The organism is Paraplanobispora siamensis, from assembly GCF_016863175.1.
Lineage (GTDB): Bacteria > Actinomycetota > Actinomycetes > Streptosporangiales > Streptosporangiaceae > Planobispora > Planobispora siamensis.
Genome location: NZ_BOOJ01000050.1, coordinates 15,482 through 32,930 on the forward strand (window position 1 = coordinate 15,482; position 17,449 = coordinate 32,930).

Annotated in this window: 16 protein-coding genes; 6 read left to right on the plus strand and 10 right to left on the minus strand. The window is 72.6% G+C overall.

Features of this window, described 5'->3' with window-relative positions; genetic code table 11:
* Both Psi01_RS28375 and Psi01_RS28380 read left to right on the plus strand, forming a co-directional pair.
* Positions 1-234: a helix-turn-helix transcriptional regulator gene (locus Psi01_RS28375; protein WP_204067185.1), complete on the plus strand. Its 234-nt coding sequence runs from the start codon at positions 1-3 to the stop codon at positions 232-234.
* Complete coding sequence (locus Psi01_RS28380) at positions 231-1,199, plus strand: NAD(P)-dependent alcohol dehydrogenase (protein ID WP_204067186.1); 969 nt, start codon at positions 231-233, stop codon at positions 1,197-1,199. The genes Psi01_RS28375 and Psi01_RS28380 overlap by 4 nt, the downstream gene beginning before the upstream one ends.
* A 48-nt stretch (positions 1,200-1,247) precedes the next feature.
* Here the strand turns inward: Psi01_RS28380 and pruA are convergent, their stop codons facing one another.
* Together pruA and Psi01_RS28390 are read right to left on the minus strand one after the other, a co-directional pair.
* Entirely contained in the window at positions 1,248-2,873 is a 1,626-nt protein-coding gene (pruA, locus tag Psi01_RS28385) for an L-glutamate gamma-semialdehyde dehydrogenase (protein ID WP_204067187.1), read from the minus strand.
* A 2-nt stretch (positions 2,874-2,875) separates the two neighbouring features.
* Entirely contained in the window at positions 2,876-3,802 is a 927-nt protein-coding gene (locus Psi01_RS28390; RefSeq protein ID WP_204067188.1) for a proline dehydrogenase family protein, read from the minus strand.
* A gap of 94 nt (positions 3,803-3,896) precedes the next feature.
* On the opposite strand from Psi01_RS28390, the gene Psi01_RS28395 reads away from it, so the two are divergent.
* On the plus strand, positions 3,897-4,964 hold the full coding sequence (locus tag Psi01_RS28395; RefSeq protein ID WP_239128097.1) for a PucR family transcriptional regulator: 1,068 nt from the start codon (positions 3,897-3,899) through the stop codon (positions 4,962-4,964).
* Positions 4,965-4,998: 34 nt separating this feature from the next.
* Here Psi01_RS28395 and pdxR read toward each other — a convergent pair whose 3' ends face one another.
* Complete coding sequence (gene pdxR, locus Psi01_RS28400; protein ID WP_204067190.1) at positions 4,999-6,480, minus strand: MocR-like pyridoxine biosynthesis transcription factor PdxR; 1,482 nt, start codon at positions 6,478-6,480, stop codon at positions 4,999-5,001.
* 100 nt (positions 6,481-6,580) lie between these two features.
* On the opposite strand from pdxR, the gene Psi01_RS28405 reads away from it, so the two are divergent.
* Complete coding sequence (locus tag Psi01_RS28405; protein ID WP_239128098.1) at positions 6,581-7,573, plus strand: DMT family transporter; 993 nt, start codon at positions 6,581-6,583, stop codon at positions 7,571-7,573.
* A gap of 17 nt (positions 7,574-7,590) precedes the next feature.
* Here the strand turns inward: Psi01_RS28405 and Psi01_RS28410 are convergent, their stop codons facing one another.
* The 6 genes from Psi01_RS28410 to Psi01_RS28435 form a co-directional block, all read right to left on the minus strand.
* The gene (locus Psi01_RS28410) at positions 7,591-8,322 is read right to left on the minus strand and encodes a glycoside hydrolase family 16 protein (RefSeq protein WP_204067191.1); all 732 of its coding nucleotides are present in this window, start codon (positions 8,320-8,322) and stop codon (positions 7,591-7,593) included.
* Between the two features lie 125 nt (positions 8,323-8,447).
* Positions 8,448-9,956: an AAA family ATPase gene (locus tag Psi01_RS28415; RefSeq protein ID WP_204067192.1), complete on the minus strand. Its 1,509-nt coding sequence runs from the start codon at positions 9,954-9,956 to the stop codon at positions 8,448-8,450.
* A gap of 139 nt (positions 9,957-10,095) precedes the next feature.
* Entirely contained in the window at positions 10,096-10,740 is a 645-nt protein-coding gene (locus Psi01_RS28420) for an FMN-binding negative transcriptional regulator (protein ID WP_204067193.1), read from the minus strand.
* Positions 10,741-10,856: 116 nt separating this feature from the next.
* On the minus strand, positions 10,857-11,999 hold the full coding sequence (locus Psi01_RS28425; RefSeq protein WP_239128099.1) for a glycosyltransferase: 1,143 nt from the start codon (positions 11,997-11,999) through the stop codon (positions 10,857-10,859).
* 115 nt (positions 12,000-12,114) lie between these two features.
* Positions 12,115-13,068 carry an anti-sigma factor RsbA family regulatory protein gene (locus Psi01_RS28430; RefSeq protein ID WP_204067194.1) on the minus strand — a complete coding sequence of 318 codons (954 nt, stop codon included), beginning with the start codon at positions 13,066-13,068 and terminating at the stop codon, positions 12,115-12,117.
* A 147-nt stretch (positions 13,069-13,215) separates the two neighbouring features.
* The gene (locus Psi01_RS28435; RefSeq protein ID WP_204067195.1) at positions 13,216-15,078 is read right to left on the minus strand and encodes a SpoIIE family protein phosphatase; all 1,863 of its coding nucleotides are present in this window, start codon (positions 15,076-15,078) and stop codon (positions 13,216-13,218) included.
* A 125-nt stretch (positions 15,079-15,203) separates the two neighbouring features.
* On the opposite strand from Psi01_RS28435, the gene Psi01_RS28440 reads away from it, so the two are divergent.
* The gene (locus tag Psi01_RS28440) at positions 15,204-15,920 is read left to right on the plus strand and encodes an ANTAR domain-containing response regulator (protein ID WP_204067196.1); all 717 of its coding nucleotides are present in this window, start codon (positions 15,204-15,206) and stop codon (positions 15,918-15,920) included.
* 73 nt (positions 15,921-15,993) lie between these two features.
* On the opposite strand, the gene Psi01_RS28445 is transcribed toward Psi01_RS28440, so the two are convergent.
* Positions 15,994-16,374, minus strand: coding sequence for an STAS domain-containing protein (locus tag Psi01_RS28445; protein ID WP_239128100.1), 381 nt, complete (start codon positions 16,372-16,374; stop codon positions 15,994-15,996).
* Between the two features lie 201 nt (positions 16,375-16,575).
* On the opposite strand from Psi01_RS28445, the gene Psi01_RS28450 reads away from it, so the two are divergent.
* Positions 16,576-17,352 (plus strand): SigB/SigF/SigG family RNA polymerase sigma factor, encoded by a 777-nt coding sequence (locus Psi01_RS28450; RefSeq protein WP_204067198.1) that lies wholly within the window; start codon positions 16,576-16,578, stop codon positions 17,350-17,352.
* Positions 17,353-17,449: the final 97 nt, after the last annotated feature.

Sequence of the window (17,449 nt, forward strand, 5' to 3'; positions counted from 1 at the left end):
GTGGTGAAGCCGACCAGGGTCACCAACTCGATCCGGTCCCTGCGCTTCGCCCACGGTGAGATGACCCAGGCGGAGCTGGCCACCCGCATCGGCGTCACGCGCCAGACCGTCATCGCGATCGAGCAGGGCCGCTACTCGCCCTCCCTGGAGATGGCCTTCCAGATCGCGCGGGTGTTCGGCGTCCCGCTCGACGACGTGTTCCAGTACCCCGGCAACGCGGAGGAGACCCCGTGAAAGCAATCGTTCAGGACACCTACGGCCCGGCCGACGTGCTGGAGCTCAGAGACGTCGACCCGCCGGCGCCCGGGGACGACGACGTGCTCGTCCGGGTGCGCGCGGCCGGGGTCGACGCGGGCGTCGTGCACCTCATGACGGGCACGCCGTACCTGGTGCGCCTCGGGTTCGGGCTGCGCGCGCCCAGGGTCCGGGTGCGGGGCATGGACGTGGCCGGGCGGGTGGAGGCGGTCGGGCGCAACGTCACCCGCTTCCGGCCCGGGGACGAGGTGTTCGGCAGCTGCCAGGGCTCCTTCGCCGAGTACGCCTGCGGCCGCCAGGGCAAGTTCGTTCCCAAGCCTGCCGCCCTCACCTTCGAGCAGGCGGCGGCCGTGCCGATCTCGGCGCAGACGGCCCTGCACGGCCTGCGCGACGCGGGGAAGGTCCAGGAGGGGCAGAAGGTGCTGGTCATCGGGGCCGGGGGCGGGGTGGGGACGTTCGCGGTGCAGCTGGCCAAGGTGTTCGGCGCCGAGGTCACCGGCGTGTGCGGCCCGGCCAAGGCGGATCTGGTCCGCTCGATCGGCGCCGACCACGTCCTCGACTACACGCGTGAGGACTTCACCGGGCGGCCCGAACGCTACGACCTCATCCTCGACATCGCGGGCAACCGGCCGCTGTCGCGCATGCGGCGCGCCCTCACCCCCCGCGGCACCCTCGTCGTCATGGGCGGCGAGGAGGGCGGCAAGTGGACGGGCGGGCTCGGCCGCCAGTTCCGGGCGATGCTGCCCTCGCCGTTCAGCGGTCACCGGCTGCGCGCGCTGGTCTCGCTCCACCGCGAGCGGGACCTGCGCTTCCTGGCGGAGCTGCTGGAGGCCGGCCGGTTCGCCCCGGTCGTCAGCAGGACCTACCCGCTGGCCGAGGCCCGCGAGGCCGTCCGCTACGTGAGCGGCGGCCACGCGGAGGGCAAGGTCGTCATCACCGTGTGAACCGGCCCGCCGCGGTGGATCGCCGCGGCGGACCTCAGTGCCGCGGGGTCAGCCCATGTGGGGGTAGCGGTGGTCGGTCGGCGGGACGAAGGTCTCCTTGATCGTGCGGGCGTTCACCCAGCGGATCAGGTTGAAGATCGAGCCGGCCTTGTCGTTGGTGCCCGAGGAGCGGGCGCCGCCGAAGGGCTGCTGGCCGACGACCGCGCCGGTGGGCTTGTCGTTGACGTAGAAGTTGCCCGCCGCGAAGCGCAGCCTCTCCGAGGCCGAGGCGACCGCGTAGCGGTCCCGGGCGATCACCGAGCCGGTCAGCGCGTACGACGAGGCGCTCTCCATCTGCTTCAGCACCGCGTCGAAGTCGCCGTCGTCGTAGACGTGCACGCCGAGGATCGGGCCGAAGTACTCCTTGGTGAAGATCTCGTCGGTCGGGTCGGCCGACTCCAGGATGGCCGGCCTGACGAAGTAACCGGTGGAGTCGTCGTAGGAGCCGGTCAGCACGTCGATCGAGTCGAGCGAGCGGGCCCGGTCGATGGCCGCCTTGTGCTTGGCGAAGGCCCGCCCGTCGATGACCGCGCCCATGAACGCCGACAGGTCGGCGGCCACGTCGCCGACGGTCAGCGACTCGGCGGTGGCCACCAGGTCGTCGCGGATCGCCGTCCAGATCGAGCGCGGGACGTAGGCGCGGGAGGCGGCCGAGCACTTCTGGCCCTGGTACTCGAACGCTCCGCGGATCAGCGCGGTGGACAGCACCGCCGGGTCGGCCGAGGGGTGGGCCAGCACGAAGTCCTTGCCGCCGGTCTCGCCGACCAGGCGCGGGTAGGACCGGTAGGCGGCGATGTTCGCGCCCACGGCCGCCCACAGGTGCTGGAAGGTCGCGGTGGAGCCGGTGAAGTGGATGCCCGCCAGCTCCGGGTGGGGCAGGGCGGCCTCGGAGACGCCCTGGCCGTTGCCGGTCACCATGTTGATCACGCCCGGCGGCAGGCCGGCCTCCTCCAGCAGGCGCATGGTGAAGTGCGCGGCGAACTGCTGGGTGGGGGAGGGCTTCCAGACCACGACGTTGCCCATCAGGGCGGCCGAGGCCGGCAGGTTGCCCGCGATCGCGGTGAAGTTGAACGGGGTGATCGCCAGGACGAAGCCCTCCAGCGGGCGGTACTCCATCCGGTTCCACGCGCCCGGCGAGGACAGCGGCTGCTCGGCGTACAGCTGCCGCGCGTAGGCCACGTTGAAGCGCAGGAAGTCGATCAGCTCGCAGGCGGCGTCGATCTCGGCCTGCTGGACCGACTTGGACTGGCCGAGGATCGTCGCGCCGTTCAGCGTCTGGCGCCACGGCCCGGCCAGCAGGTCGGCGGCGCGCAGGAAGATCGCGGCCCGCTCGTCGAAGGACAGCGCCCGCCAGGCGGGGGCCGCCGCCAGCGCGGCGTCGATCGCGGCCCGCACGTCATCGGCGGTGGCCTCCGCCGTACGGCCCAGCACCGAGGAGTGGTGGTGCGGCTGCACCACGTCGAGGGAGGCGCCGCCCGCCATGCGCTGCTCGCCGCCGACCGTCATGGTCAGGTCGAGCTGGGCTCCGGCCAGCTCCTTGATGCGGTTCTCGAGCGCGGCCCGCTCGGCGCTGCCCGGCGCGTAGCCGAGCACCGGCTCGTTGGCGGGGGTGGGGACGTTGGAGATGGCATCCATGGCTACTTGCCTCCAAGGGCACGGAGAAAGAAGGCGACGTTGGCCGGGCGCTCGGCCAGGCGGCGCATGAAGTAGCCGTACCAGTCGTCGCCGTAGGGGATGTAGACACGCATCGTGTGGCCCGCGCCGGCCAGGGCCTGCTGCTTGTCGGTGCGGATGCCGTACAGCATCTGGTACTCGTAGTCGCCCAGGGCGCGCCCGAAACGGTCGGCGAGGGTCTCGGTGATCGAGATCAGCCGGTCGTCGTGCGTGGCCACCATGGGGTGGCCCTTCCCCGCCATGAGGATCCGCAGGCACCGCACGTAGGCCTTGTCGACCTCGTTCTTGTCGCGGTGCGCGACGGAGGCGGGCTCGGCGTAGGCGCCCTTGACCAGGCGGACCCGCGAGCCCTCGTACGACAGGTCGCGGCAGTCGGCCTCGCTGCGGAACAGGTAGGACTGGATCGCCACGCCGGTGCCCGGGAAGTCGCCGCGCAGCGTGCGCAGGATGCCCAGGGTGGAGTCGACCGTGGTGTGGTCCTCCATGTCGAGGGTGACCCCGGCCCCGGCGTCGTGGGCGGCCTCGCAGATGCGGCGGGCGTTGTCCAGGGCGATCTTGTCGCCGTCGGCGCCGAGCGCCTGGCCCACCGCCGACAGCTTGACCGAGACCTCGGCGCGGTCCCCGAGCTCCAGCTCGCGCAGCGCGGCCAGCATGAGCACGTAGGCGTCGGCGGTCTGGGCGGCGGCCCCGGCGTCCCGGGTCTCCTCGCCCAGATGGTCGATGGTGACGGCCAGGCCCGCACCGGTCAGGCGGCGCACGGCCTCGACGGCGTCCTGAACGGTCTCGCCCGCCACGAAGCGGTCGACGACCTTGCGCGTCAACGGAACGCCGGAGACCGCGCGCCGTACGAGCGGCAGCCGCGACCCGGCGAGGAGAACTGAACCGAACATGCCCCCCAGACTAAAACTCCAGCTCAGCGGAGTCTCATGTGCATCTGCCACGATCACGGGGCGAGGCTTCATACAGATGTATGACAATGGTGGGATGCTCCAGGAGACCGTCGACGAGATCGCCGCCAGGCTGGGCGCCTCCGCGACCCTGGAGGACCGCTCCTTCCAGCTGCTGGCCTACGCCGCGCAGAGCGGCGACATCGACACGGTGCGCCAGGAGTCCATCCTGCGCCGCCGCGCCTCCGACGAGGTCCGGGCCTACTTCGAGGGGTACGGCATCGCCAGCGCCCCCGGCCGGGTCCGCATCCCCGCCGACGCCGAGCTGGGCGTGCTCGCCCGCGTCTGCGTCCCGCTGCGGCACCAGGAGGTGACCTACGGCTACCTGTGGCTGCTGGACGACGGGACCCTCACCGAGGAGCGGCTCGACTCCGTGGCCGGGCCGGTCGCGCGGGCGGCCACGGTCCTGGCCCAGGAGGCCCGCCGCCGCAGGGACCTGGGCGGCCACCTGCGGGAGCTGCTGTCGCCCGACGCCGAGGAGCGGTCGTGGGCGCTGTCCCTGCTCGACCTGAGCGGCCCGGTGACGGCGATCGCCGTGCGCCCCGGCGCCGACCGGGTCGTCCCGCTGTGGACCCTCCCGCGCGAGGTGATCGCCGACCCCGGCCTGCCCGTCCACGGCGAGCCGCTGGTGGCGCTGCTGGCCCCGGCCGCGCAGGCGTGGGAGGTGGCCGTGCGGGTGCGGGCCATGTACGGCACGGCGGCGGGCGTCGGCGATGCCAGGGCGGAGCCGGGGCAGGCCTGGCAGAGCTGGCGGGAGGCGGTGCACGCGCTGCGGGTGGCCGGCCGGGTCCCGCGGCTCGGGCCGGTGGCGGCCTGGGCCGACCTGGGGGCCTACCGGATGCTCACCCGCCTGACCCCGGAGACGCTGCGCGAGCTGGCGGCCGAGGCGGGGGAGCTGGTCGCCGATCCGGAGCTGTCCAGGACCGTGGAGGACTATCTCGACCACGCCGGCCACGTCCAGGAGGCCGCCGCCGCCCTGGGCGTGCACCGCCAGACGCTCTACTACCGGCTGGGCAAGGCCGAGCGCCTGATCGGCCGCGACCTGTCCGACGGCGAGGACCGCCTGGTGGTCCACCTGGCCCTCAAGGCCGCCCGCCTGCTGTGACGCCGGCCCGGGCGCCGGGCCGGTCCAGGCGGGCTCAGGTGAGATCGGCGAAGCACCGGGCCAGCCGCCGCAGGCCCTCGCCGATCGCGGCCGGCCGTACCCCGCCGTAGCCGATCACGAGGCCCGCCTGCGCCGGCGTCTCGCCGCAGTAGGCGGACAGGCTCTCCACGGCGACCCCCGCCCCGCGGGCGCGGGCGATCACTGTCTCCAGATCGACCCGTGCGTCCGGCGCGAGCCGCGCGCACAGGTGCAGGCCCGCGGCCGAGGGCACCGGCCGCAGCCAGTCCGCGAAGCGGTCGCGGAGGGCCCCGGTGATCATCGCGTGGCGCCCGGCGTACTCCCGCGTCGTCCTGCGGACGTGGCGGGCCAGCAGGCCCTCCTCGATGAAGCCCGCCAGCGCCGCCTGCGGCGCCGGGTCGCCGTGCCAGCCGGTGAGCATCCTGGCGGCGTGCAGCGCGGGCCGCAGCGAGGCCGGGGCGACGAGGAAACCGAGCCGCAGCGCGGGCAGCAGCGTCTTGGAGAAGGACCCGACGTAGACGACCCGCCCGCACCGGTCGAGGCCCTGCAACGCCTCCAGCGGGCGGCCGGCGAAGCGGTACTCGCTGTCGTAGTCGTCCTCGATCACCACGGCGTCGTTGCGCTCGGCCCATTCGAGCAGCGCGGCGCGCCGGGACAGGGACATCGGCGTGCCCAGCGGGAACTGGTGGGACGGCGTGACGTAGACCAGCCGGGCGTCCCGGGGCAGGTCCGCCACCCGCAGCCCCCCGGCGTCGACCGGGACGCCGGTCACGCGGGCGCCCAGGGACCGGAACAGCAGTCGGGCCGGGGGGTAGCCCGGCTCCTCGACCGCCACGCGGTCGCCCGGCTCGATCAGCACGCGGCCGACGAGATCGAGCGCCTGCTGCGCCCCCTGGGTGACGATGACGTCGTCCGCGCCCGCCCGCACCGCGCGGGAGGCCCCCGTGTGCCGGGCGATCGCCTCGCGCAGCCCGGCGTGCCCGGCCGGCCCGGCGTACTGGGCGGAGCCGACGGCCGAGCGGCGCAGCTCCCGGGTGACGAGCCGCCGCCACGTCTCCAGCGGGAACAGGCCCGGATCCGGGCTGCCGGCCCGGAAGTCGTACACCACCCCGGCCGCGTCCCCGGGTCCCGTGCCCGCGGCGTCCCCGAGCCGGGCGTCCCCGCCGGTCGGGACGGGCTCGGCCGAGATGGCCTCCCACACCGCCCGCGGCCGCACGCCCGCGCCCGGCGGGGCGTTCCTGGGCCGGGCGCGGGTGAGCGGCTGCGCGCACACGAAGGTGCCCGCGCCGACCCGGCCGGTGAGGAAGCCCTCGGCCGACAGGCGGTCGTAGGCCGCGGCGACGGTGTTGCGCGCCACCCCCAGCCGCCCGGCCAGCTCGCGCGTGGGCGGCAGCCGCTCCCCTGGCCGCAGGCGGCCGTCCAGGACGGCCTCGCGCAGCTCGCGGTAGATGCGCGCGGTCAGGTCGCCCCGTCCGGTGAGCCCGACGTGGAAGTCCATCTGCCTTCTCCATTGGCCCAATCAATATGGCGGATATTGGACCTTACACGCGGCCAATCCTCTTTCTAGTGTCGTCGATGACGGTGGTGGTCCGAGGAAGATGAGGAACGACAGTGGTGACGGCGATGACCGGCGTGCCGTACGGCCCGGCGCATCCGGGGAGCGTGGTCCGGTGAGCAGGCGGGGCTGGATCCTGTTCGCCCTGATGAGCGTCATCTGGGGCGTCCCGTACCTGATGATCAAGGTGGCGGTGGACGGCGTGTCCGTGCCCGTGCTGGTGTTCGCGCGCACCGCGGTGGGCGCCGCCGTACTGCTGCCGCTGGCGCTGCGCGGCGGCCGGCTGCGGGGGATCATGCGGCACTGGCGGCCGATGGCCGCCTTCGCGGCGCTGGAGATCATCGTGCCGTGGTGGCTGCTGTCGGACGCCGAGCGCCACCTGACCAGCTCGATGACCGGCCTGCTCATCGCGGCCTCGCCGATCATCGCGGTGGTGGTGGGCCGGCTGACCGGCGACGCCGAACGGCTCGGCGCCCTCCGCTGGGCGGGCCTGGCCGTGGGGCTGGCCGGGGTGGCCGTGCTGGCCGCGCCCGAGCTGCGCGGCGGCGATCCGTGGTCGATCACCGAGGTGCTGCTGACGGCCGCCTGCTACGCCATCGCCCCGCTCATCGCCGCACGGCGGCTCAAGGACGTCCCGGCCCTGCCCATGACGGCCGTCTGCCTCGGCCTTGCGGCCCTGGTCTACGCGCCGCCGGCGGTGATGACCTGGCCGGACGCCCTGCCCGCCGGGCGGGTGCTGGCCGCGCTGGCGGGACTGGCCCTCATCTGCACGGCGCTGGCGTTCATCGTGTTCTTCGCGCTCATCCGCGAGGTCGGCGCCTCCCGGGCGCTGGTGTTCACCTACGTCAACCCGGTGGTCGCGGTGGCCGCGGGCGTGGTGGTGCTCGGCGAGCCGCTCACCCCCTCGATCCTGGCCTCCTTCGCCCTGATCCTCGGCGGATCCGTGCTGGCCACCGCCTCCAGGGGCGGATCCGGGGAGGCCCCGGCCCCGCCCGCCGGGGAGCGTCTCGCCGAGGAGTCACCCGCGCGGCCCTGAGGCTCCCGCCGGGCGCCTCAGCCCCGGTAGGGATAGACGCGCACCCAGTCGACGTACATGCTCACCGTGGCCGGGGTGGAGGCGTTGCGGCACGGGGACCACTCGTTGCACGTCACGTCGTTCTGCAGGGCCAGGTGCATGGAGTGCCCCCTGGGCACGTTGGAGCCGCGGTAGTCCCAGACCTTCCTGCCGTCCAGCCAGAAGGTCAGCCGGCCGGGCAGCCAGTCGACCGCGACCGTGTGCCAGCGGGTGAAGTCGGCCCTGACCGTGCGCTGGGCCTGACGCCGCTCGCCGCGGTGCACGAAGATGCCGCCGGAGCGGCGGGTCGGGTCGATGATCTCGGCGAAGTCGACCTCGGCGTACTCGGGCCGGCCTTGACTGTGCGGCCACAGCAGGGCCAGCGGGGTGTAGCCGGCCCCGCGCTCGGCCCGCATGCGCACCTCCCAGCGGCCGTAGCGCTGCGCCAGGTGGGTGGCCACGCCGCCGGACAGGTCGGCGCCGCCGTACATCCCGCCCTTGAGCCGCAGCACGCCGCCGCTCACGCTGGTCGCCCTGCGGGTGCGCGGATTGGTCTCGGCGCCGGGGGAGTGGTAGACGACCCACTTGCGGCCGTCGATGCGGGTGCCGTCGAAGTGCTCCTCCAGGACCGGCTTGCCCCAGCCGGGAGCGGCCAGCGCGTTCTGGGCGGGCAGGAGGCAGAGGGACAGGGCCACCGCTGCGGCGCCCGATAACGACCTGCGAATCGACATGCGCCTATAAAAGCAATTATTTCCCTCTGATAACGGGCTTATCGTAATTTCACACCTGTCTCGCGCCCGGCCCCGCCGGGCGGGCCGGGAGCGGGCACGGGCCGGGGACCGGGCTCGCGCGCGGGTCAGGGACCGTACTCGACGTACCCGATCACCGCTCCGTCGCCGTAGACGCCGGGACCCGCACCGCCGGGGCCCATGCCGGGGGACATCGGCGGCGCGTCGTCCGGGTCGTGATCGCCGGAGCCCAGCAGGGCCCGGGTCAGCGACTCGCGCTCGCCGAGCATCTCCTCCAGCGCGGCGCCCAGGTGGGCCTCGGTGAGCGCCGAGACGGTCTGCCCGTCCCCTCCGGCGCCGTCACGCAGGGCGACCAGCACCGCGCGGCGCAGCAGCTCCTTGAAGAACGAGGCGGTCGCCCCCTCGGTCCGGGTGACGATCGGGTCGAGGTCGGCCTCCAGCCGCAGGTCGCGGGAGTACAGGCGCAGCAGCGCGGCCCGGCCGGCGGCGTCCGGCTTGGGGATCTCCACCGCCAGGTCCACCCGCCCCGGCCGGTCGGCCAGCGCCCGCTCCAGGACCCCCGCCCGGTTCGTGGTCAGCACGAACGCCACGTCGGAGTCGGCGCCCACCCCGTCCATGGCGTCGAGCAGCGCGAACAGCAGGGGGTTGCCCTCCTGGGTGAACGAGCGGTCCATGGCGACCAGGTCCACGTCCTCCAGGACGATCACCGCGGGCTGGAGCCGCCGGGCGAGCCCGGCCGCCTGGCTGACGAACCGGATCGCCGACCCGGTCATCACGATCACCGTGCACCCGCTCATCCGGCCCATCAGATAGCGGACCGTGTGGGTCTTGCCGGTGCCGGGCGGGCCGTGCAGCAGCAGGCCCCGCTTGAGGTGCTGGCCGTGCTCGCGCAGCCGTACGGCCAGCTCGCCGATGCCCACGACGTGCCGCTCGATCGTCTCCAGCACGCCCTCGGGCAGCACCACCTGGTCGGCGGCCATGTCCGGGCGGGGCAGGAAGGTCACCAGGTCGTTGCCCCGGTGCTCGCTCCAGGCGAACGACAGCACCTGGCCCCGGTAGACGTCGTGCTCGCGCATGAGCGCGCCGATCTCGTCGCGTACGGCCACCGCCTCGCGCCGGTCGGCGGCCAGCACGGTGACCTGCGACTGCCGCGGTCCGTGCTCCTGCGGGCCGCGCAGGCCGACCACGACGGGGGAGCCGCCGGGGGAGCGGGTCAGCACCAGGCCGAGCGTGACGACCTCGGTGGTGGCGTCGGGGCCGATCGGCGCCGTGCCGTAGTCGACCGCGCCGATCTCGTAGCGCTCGTAGCCGCGTGCCGCGCCGGCCAGCATGTTCACGTAGTCGTCGTGCTCGCGCCCCTGCCCGGCGATGCCGAACCACTCGGCCGGCGGGCTGTGCCGGGCGAGGTAGGCGTCCGCGCCGCGCTGCAGGTTGGCGTGCTCCCAGTTGGGGAAGGTCTCGGTGACCGAGACCACGTGCCTGAAGTCGCAGCCCAGATGGCCGGTGACCCTGACCACCAGTTCGGCGGGCTCCCTGCCCTCCTCCAGGACGTGGTGGGCGTCACGCATGAGCTCGCTCAGCGCCCTGGACAGATCCTTCGCATCACCGAGATCCATGTGTCCTCGCCTCCCGTGCCTCAACGATGGCAGAGAGATCCGGCAAACGTGCGGCATTTATCGGCTTATAGCTGGTTTTAGCGGCGGCTAGCGAGTTTTAGTGGCGACGCGCGGTCCATCGGGGGGGCGCGTCTCCGGCCTACCGGGCGGCGGGTTCTCCCGCCACCTCCCGCTCCAGGCCCCGCAGCAGGTGCGCGCGGGCGGCTGCGTCACCGGGCCCGCCGCGCTCGGCGAGCCGCTCGGCGACGTGCCGCCGGTGCGCCTCGTCGACGTTGCCGCCGTACTTGAACTTGCCGTCCACCTTGCGGATCGTCAGCCGCAGACCCCGGATCCCGGCGAAGCGCCGCTCGTGCTCGGCGGGGTCCACCAGGGCGCCCCCGCCCTCCAGCTGCGCGATCTGCGCCCTGAGGATCTCGGCCTTGCCCGCGGCGTCGGTGACGATCTCGGCGTGGCACAGCAGCTGGACCGCCGCGTAGTAGGTGGTCGGGATGCCGCGCCGCGGGTCGTCCTCGCCGGGCAGGACCTTCCAGCCGCCCTCCACGTAGGCCCAGTCGCCCGCGACGGACAGGACCACGGCAGGGTTCTCCTCGACGGCGGCCCAGACGGGGTTGGGCCGGGCCAGGTGGAGCAGGACCGTGCGGTCGTCGGCGAGCAGGAACTGGGTGGGGACCACGACCGGGACCTCGCGGTCCCGGCCGCCCGCGACCAGATGACCGAACCCGCTGGACCGGACGAAGGCCAGGGCCTCGTCCTCGGGTGCGGCATCCCAAGGGTGGATCAACATACGGTCAACCGTATATCCACCGGCCGTATGATCAACGAGGTCCCCGGCGCCGGGGCGCGGGCGCGGGGACCTCGGGAAATCAGGGGAACCCAGCACTGGGCCGGGAGACCCGGTACTCAGTGCTGGGCGGCCAAAGCTTCCTCGTAGACGCGGACGAGCTCCTGGCTGATCCGCTCCCAGGAGTAGCGGGACCGGACCCGGTCGGCGGCCGCGAAGCCCAGGGCCGTACGGCGGGTCGGGTCGGCCAGCAGCTCACGGGTGAGCCTGGCGGTCTGCGCGGGGCGGTCCGGGGCGACCAGCAGGCCGGTCACCCCGTCGACGACGGAGTCCATGTGCGCGCCCACCGCCGAGGCGACGACCGGCACGCCGCAGGCCATGGCCTCCAGCGTCACGACGCCCGCCGCGACCTCGCGCGGCAGCGAGACGACGACGTCGGCGCTGCGCATCAGCTTGGGGACCGAGGCGTGCGGGATCTGCCCCAGGAAGGTGACCCGGTCGTCCACGCCGAGCTCCTTGGCCAGCAGCCGGGCCTGGTAGGCGTCGGCGTCGTGCTCGAGATCGGCCGCGACCGGGCCGCCGGCGATGAGCAGCTCCGCGTCCGGGATGCCGCTCAGCGCCCGGATCGCGGTCTGCGCGCCCGCGTTCTCGGCCAGCGAGCCCACGTGCAGCAGCCGGGGCCGGGTGCCGCGCGGGGCCGCCGGTCCCTGGCGCCGGAAGCGCTCGATGTCGACGCCGCAGGGCACCACCGCGATGTTGCGGCGCGGCACGCCCATGCGGATCATCTCGGACTCCTCGTCCCCGCACCCGACGATCACCGCGTCGGCCCGGCGGCCGATCGCGCGCTGCAGCCGGGCCTTCTTGGCGTCGGCGGAGGCGGAACGGGTGAAGGTCTGGGTGACCGGGACGCGCAGGTTGCTCGCACCGGCGATGGCGGCCAGGCCGCCGGTCCAGGAGTGGGCGTGGATGACGTCCGGCCGGTCCTGGCCCCAGCGGTCCATCAGCTGGCCGCTCAGGTCGGACAGGTAGGGCAGCACGCCGTCCTCGGGCAGGTCACGGGCGGGACCCGCGGAAAGGTGTTCCATGGTGACGCCGTGGGCCACGCGGACACGCGCCTTGCCGGAGTCGGAGCCCCTGCGCGTGTAGATGGTGACCTTGTGATCCCTGCCGAGCTCTCGGGCGACGGCCAGCATCTGCGCGCGGTGAGCGGACTGGTCGTTGGCGGCGGACGGAGCATCGGAAGCGACAAATGCAATATTCACGGCACACCTCTGGGGGAGATAGGCATGGAAAGCCTGGACTTCCAGGGGGTGCCTGCGTCTTAGGCACTCGTCTGTATGCACCAAACAATACCCGGATCCTTCCGGGTGGCAAACCTCAGTATTTCCGGCTCTGTCGTAGTTCTTCGGCCCGAGAACTCGGCACGTGCACCTGGACCGTGCACCCGTCCGCGTCGTGGTGGATGTCCAGCCGGTCGCAGAGCTGACGGGCGATCCACAGCCCGTCACCCGGCCCGGCGGTGGGGCTCGGCGGCACGAAGCCGGCCAACGGATCGGTCAGGCCCCCTCCGGCCCGGTGGACCTGGCAGACGATCGCCCCGAACCTCTCCCACAGGTGGACGGTGACCGGCGGGTCCAGATGCCCGGCCACCTCGTTGACCGCCACCGCGAGCAGAGTGGAGCGATCCCTGCTCAGCCCGAAGAAGGTCGCCTGGTCGGAGACGAAGGAGCGCAACGTCGGCAGCGTCTCCACGTACCGGGTGACCGCCTCCTCGGGAGGGGACGGCAGCGGTACGGCGTCGCACTCGCGGACGAAGTCCGCCGGGTCGGTGTACTCCGGGCAGAAGACTGAGGTCCGGCCGTCCTCCGACAGCGAGGGATGGGTGCGCCTGGCGGTCGCGATCAGCCCGGCGTCCAGGACGCGGGTGTCGTAGGGACAGATCATCCAGACGTTGGTGCCCTCGAGCAGCAGGTTCTGGATCGACTCCATGCGCTGCCAGACGCGCACGTCACCGGGCGCCCGGCCGGTCCACACCGGTTCGGAGATCACCCGCACGTGCCCCCCGTAGGGGGCCTCCGGGCCCCGCCGGCGCCAGTAGCGGTGGAAGGCGGTGGTGCGCTGGACCGGCCGGCGGCCGAGGAAGGCGGCCTCGGCGTAGTCGACCCGGCGGCCGTCCCGGCCCAGGGCGTCACCGAGGAGTTCCAGGTTGGCCGGGGTGGTGGAGACCAGGACGGGCTCGCCCTTGGCGAGCCCGTCGTAGACGAACGGCAGCGCCACGGCGAGGAACCGCTCGTCTGAGTCGTAGAGCGCCGCTTGGTGAATGGAAGTCATGGGAGGTCGTCTCTGTCCGGACACCGGCCGGGCGCCGCGTCCCGGCCGTGGTCAATGCCGACTCGCCTGTACACCTCGTCTCCGTGGCCTGGCGCTGGTGCGCGACCCGGTATGCGCCGGGCCATGGAACGTTAAGTTATACGATCCTCACACAACGCGCAGGGCAAGTATCACGATCTCGTCCCAGACCCGTCCGCCGGAGAACGCGTGCCTGTCCTCCTCCACCGCCTTGACCACGGTGGCCGGGGACTGCGAGACGCACCGGGCCAGGACGTCGGCCAGGCGGCTCTCGCCGTAGGCCTCCCCGTGCTCGTTGCGGGAGGCGATCAGCCCGTCCGAATAGAACAGCAGGGTCTGGCCCGCCGCCAGTGTGATCTCCTCGTCGAAGGTCTCGGCCTCGGGGGAGATGCCCAGCGGCACGCCGCCCCCGGCGGTGAAGCGCACCGCCCCGTCGGGCTGCAACAGCGCGGCGGGGTGGTGCCCGGCGCTGGAGAGCCTGATCCGCCGTCCCTTGACGAACCCGGCCACGGCCATCACGAACATGCCGTTGTTCTGGGCGGCCAGCGCCTGGTTGAGCTTGCGCAGGGTCTCGCCCGGATCGCTCTCCCACACGCTGAGCACGCGCAGCCCGTTGCGCACCATGGCGCTGACCGAGGCGGCCTCCTCGCCCTTGCCCGCCGCCCCGCCCAGCGCGAAGCCCCAGCCGCCGGCGAAGGGGAAGACGTCGTAGAACTCGGCCCCGACCAGGCTGGAGCCCGCGTGGTAGATCGCGGCGGCCTCGAAGCCGGGGATGTCCGGCAGGGTGCGGGGCACCACGCTGGTGCGCAGCGCCTCGGCCGCCTGCGACCGGTTCTGGAAGCTGCGCCGGGCCCGCAGGGCCAGCCCGAGGTGGACGCCGATCTCCTCGATCAGGCCCAGGTCGGCCAGGGTGAACGGCTCGCGGTCGCGCAGCCGTACGAGGGTGAGGGCGCCCACCGCGCCGTCCTGGTCCTGGATCGGCGCGCACAGCACGGAGGCGGCGCCCATCACCCGCAGCAGCGGCGGCCCGTCGGGGACGCCGCCCAGCAGCGTCTCCTCCTCCAGCATCTCGTGCACCACGCCGCCGGAGCCGCTGGTGAGCACGTGGGCGATGAGCGGCGCGCTGAGCGGGTTGAGGTTCTCGACCACGCGGACCAGCTCGGCCACCGGCTTGTCGACCGGGCCGAGCACGCAGGCCCGGCGGGGCGAGCCGTCGCGGACCACGTCGGCGATCACCCAGTCGGCCGCCTCGGAGGCCAGCAGCCGCGAGGCCCGGGTCACCGTCACCGGCTGGCGGAGGCTGTCCTCGTCCAGCAGCAGGCGCGTCATCCGCGACAGCAGCTCCTGGCGGCGCGCGGAGGCCATGACCAGGTCGGAGTCCGACCGCTCGGCCGGTCCCGGCCGCGTCTCGGAGACCTGGGTCTCCAGCGGCAGGACCAGGATCGCGGTCATCTCGTGCGGCTCGCCCGGCATGGTCAGCCGGGTCAGGGCCAGCTGCACGGTGTGCGCGCGGCCCTGGTGGGTCAGCCGGGTCTGGAAGGTCACCGTCTGGCCGCTCTGCCGTACCGCGGTCAGGTGCGAGCGGAAGGCCGCGCGGCGGGAGACGTCGACGAACAACGCGAACGAGCGGCCGATCACGTAACCGGCCGGGCTGCCCAGCATCCGGGAGGTCTCCGAGCTGATGCGCCGCACCGTCCCCGAGTCGTCCAGCACCACCAGCGGGACCGGCAGCGTCTTGAACACCTGGCGCAGCAGCTTGAGCTCCCGCTGCGAGCCGCTCTCCCGCTCGCCCGACCGCTTGGGCGCCCTGCGCAACTCGCGCAGGGCGGAGTCGAGCAGGTCGCGGGCCGTGTCCAGCTCGGCGAGCGCGGCGTCGAGTGTGGAGCGCGGGTCGCCGGGGTAGGCGGACCGGGTCTCACGTAGGGAGGACACCCTGGTGGTGAGCGCGTCCAGCGCCTGCTCAAGTGCGGGAAGGCCAAAGGCTTCGGTCAATGCTCGTCCTCGTCTCCGGCCGGGATGAGGCGGGTCCCGCCTAGACGGTACGCCACCCGGTGAGGCTTATCGATGAGATGTCAGATAGTGATTAAGTTATCCGTACCGGGAAGGGATCTCACGACATGGACATGGTGACCCCGGTTCTCGCCCGGGACCTCGCCGCCCTCGGCAGGGTCAGCGAGGAGACGTCCAGCGAGAGCGTGCTGCGCGGGCTCACCACCACTCTGGCGGGCGGCGTCCCCGGCTGCGCGGGCGGAACCGCCGAGCTGTGGCGCGGGGAACGCCTGGTGGTCTCGGCCTCGCACAGCGAGCTGGTCGTCCTGGTCGACAGCGAGAGCGATCTGGGGGAGGGACCCTCGGCCGAGGCGCGCGCCAGCGGCGGGCACGTGATCGTTCCGGACGTGCTCAGGGACTCCCGCTGGCCGTCCTACGCGGCGATGGCGGTGCGCTGCGGGGTCCGTTCGGTCCTGGCGATGCCGATCACCGTCGAGCGCGCCGTGCTTGTGCTGGGTCTGTACGGTGTGCGCCCCGGCGTCTTCGTCGCGCGCGGCGTGCCGTCCCTGGCCGACATGCTCGCCGAGCAGGTGACCGTGGCGCTGGCGAACATGTGGGACTACGACGAGGTGCGGACCGACGCGGCCCAGATGCAGGAGGCCCTGGCCGGACGGGCCATCATCGACCAGGCCAAGGGCATCATCATGAAGTCCAGCGGATGCTCGGCCGAGGCGGCCTTCGACGAGCTGCGCCGCATCTCCCAGCACCACCAGGTCAAGGTGGTCGACCTGGCCAGGCTCCTGGTCGACGAGCACCAGCGCAACCGGGGCAGGAAGCGGGGCTGAGCCCGCCGGCGCGGTTTTCGGGCCGGGTTCGGGTTTCGGGCCGGGTTCGGGCGGGGCGGTCCTGCGGCCGGGTTCAGGCGGGGCGGCCGAAGGCGGCCAGCGCCTCGTCGACCGTGTCGTACAGCGGCAGCCGCTGCGCCAGCCCGGTGATCCACATCACCTTGGTCTTGGAGTACTCCACTCCGGTAAGGGCGAACCTGCCGCCCCGGCCGGTGCTGACCTGCCACTGGTGCACGATGAGCCCGAGGGCTCGCGAGTCCATGAAACTCACGCCGCTGAGGTCGATGACCATGTCGGGACCGTGCTCGGCCGTCTCCGCCGCGAGATAGTCAGCGAACTGATCGCGTGTGGTGGCGTCGAGCAGACCCATCACCCGGATCACGCTGACCTCGCCGACCGTCGCCGACGTCAACGTCAGGGCAGTCGACCCATCACCGTTCTCCGACACCGTCACCCAGATCCTCCTAGCGGTTCGCATAGCAACCTTACTGTTACCTGGCGGAGAGTAATACTCCCGGAATCCGGGTAATACTCGAACCGAGGTCCAGCAGAGGGCCTCGCCTCGAAAAGTGGTCGAGGCGATGCCGTCTGCCCGGAAACTCCTGTTGCTTCCGTTGGCTCCGGCGCCGCCCGACAGTCATATCAGGGAGCAGCAATGTCTGTTCAGGCGATCGAACTCACCGACATGACCGCCGAGGAACTCCTCGCCGAGATGGTCCAGCCTGAGATCTCCGAATACCGCGCCGAGCGCCTGCGCGAGCGCATCGTCGAGATGCACCGTCCACTGGCCATGGAGATCGCCCGCCGTTACCGCTACCGGGGCGAACCGCTGGAGGACCTTCTCCAGGCCGCGTACGTCGGACTGATGAAGGCCATCAACGGCTACGACCCGACTCTCGGCCACGCCTTCCGCGGCTACGCCGTCGTCACCATGACCGGTGAGGTCAAGCGCCACTTCCGCGATCGTACCTGGGCCATCCGGGTGCCTCGCGTCTACCAGGAGCGCAGGGCCGAGCTGAACCGCCTGGTAGCCGATCTCAGCCAGGACCTCGGCCGCTCGCCGACAGTCGCGGAGCTCGCCGCGAAGATGAATATCTCCGAAGAGGACGTCCTGCTCACCCTGGACGCCTCGGCCGCCTACAGCGCGCTGTCGCTCGACGCGCCGCTCGGCACCGACGACGACGCCGCCGCGCTGGGCGACGTCATCCCCGACGAGGACGACACGCTGTCGGTCCTCGTGGACAGGGAGGCCGTCAAGCCGCTCATCGACAAGCTGCCGCCGCGGGAGAAGAACATCCTGCTGCTGCGCTTCTTCGGGAACATGACCCAGGCGGAGATCGCCGCCGAGTTCGGCATCTCCCAGATGCACGTCTCGCGGATCCTGCGTAAGGTGCTTGACCAGCTTCGTGAGGAGCTCGTCGCCGAATGCTGAATACGCCGCCCGTTACGGGGCAACGAAGTCGGCGGAGCCGTAGGTGGCATAGAGTGCGTTCCGGTGAGCCGCGGGGACTCAGGATAATGGCGTTCCG

Excerpts from the sequence above, each read along its gene's own strand:
- pruA (WP_204067187.1), bottom strand. The coding sequence starts at position 2,873 with ATGGATGCCATCTCCAACGTCCCCACCCCCGCCAACGAGCCGGTGCTC.
- Psi01_RS28390 (WP_204067188.1), bottom strand. The coding sequence starts at position 3,802 with ATGTTCGGTTCAGTTCTCCTCGCCGGGTCGCGGCTGCCGCTCGTACGG.
- Psi01_RS28395 (WP_239128097.1), top strand. The coding sequence starts at position 3,897 with ATGCTCCAGGAGACCGTCGACGAGATCGCCGCCAGGCTGGGCGCCTCC.
- pdxR (WP_204067190.1), bottom strand. The coding sequence starts at position 6,480 with ATGGACTTCCACGTCGGGCTCACCGGACGGGGCGACCTGACCGCGCGC.
- Psi01_RS28405 (WP_239128098.1), top strand. The coding sequence starts at position 6,581 with ATGAGGAACGACAGTGGTGACGGCGATGACCGGCGTGCCGTACGGCCC.
- Psi01_RS28410 (WP_204067191.1), bottom strand. The coding sequence starts at position 8,322 with ATGTCGATTCGCAGGTCGTTATCGGGCGCCGCAGCGGTGGCCCTGTCC.
- Psi01_RS28415 (WP_204067192.1), bottom strand. The coding sequence starts at position 9,956 with ATGGATCTCGGTGATGCGAAGGATCTGTCCAGGGCGCTGAGCGAGCTC.
- Psi01_RS28420 (WP_204067193.1), bottom strand. The coding sequence starts at position 10,740 with ATGTTGATCCACCCTTGGGATGCCGCACCCGAGGACGAGGCCCTGGCC.
- Psi01_RS28430 (WP_204067194.1), bottom strand. The coding sequence starts at position 13,068 with ATGACTTCCATTCACCAAGCGGCGCTCTACGACTCAGACGAGCGGTTC.
- Psi01_RS28440 (WP_204067196.1), top strand. The coding sequence starts at position 15,204 with ATGGACATGGTGACCCCGGTTCTCGCCCGGGACCTCGCCGCCCTCGGC.
- Psi01_RS28450 (WP_204067198.1), top strand. The coding sequence starts at position 16,576 with ATGTCTGTTCAGGCGATCGAACTCACCGACATGACCGCCGAGGAACTC.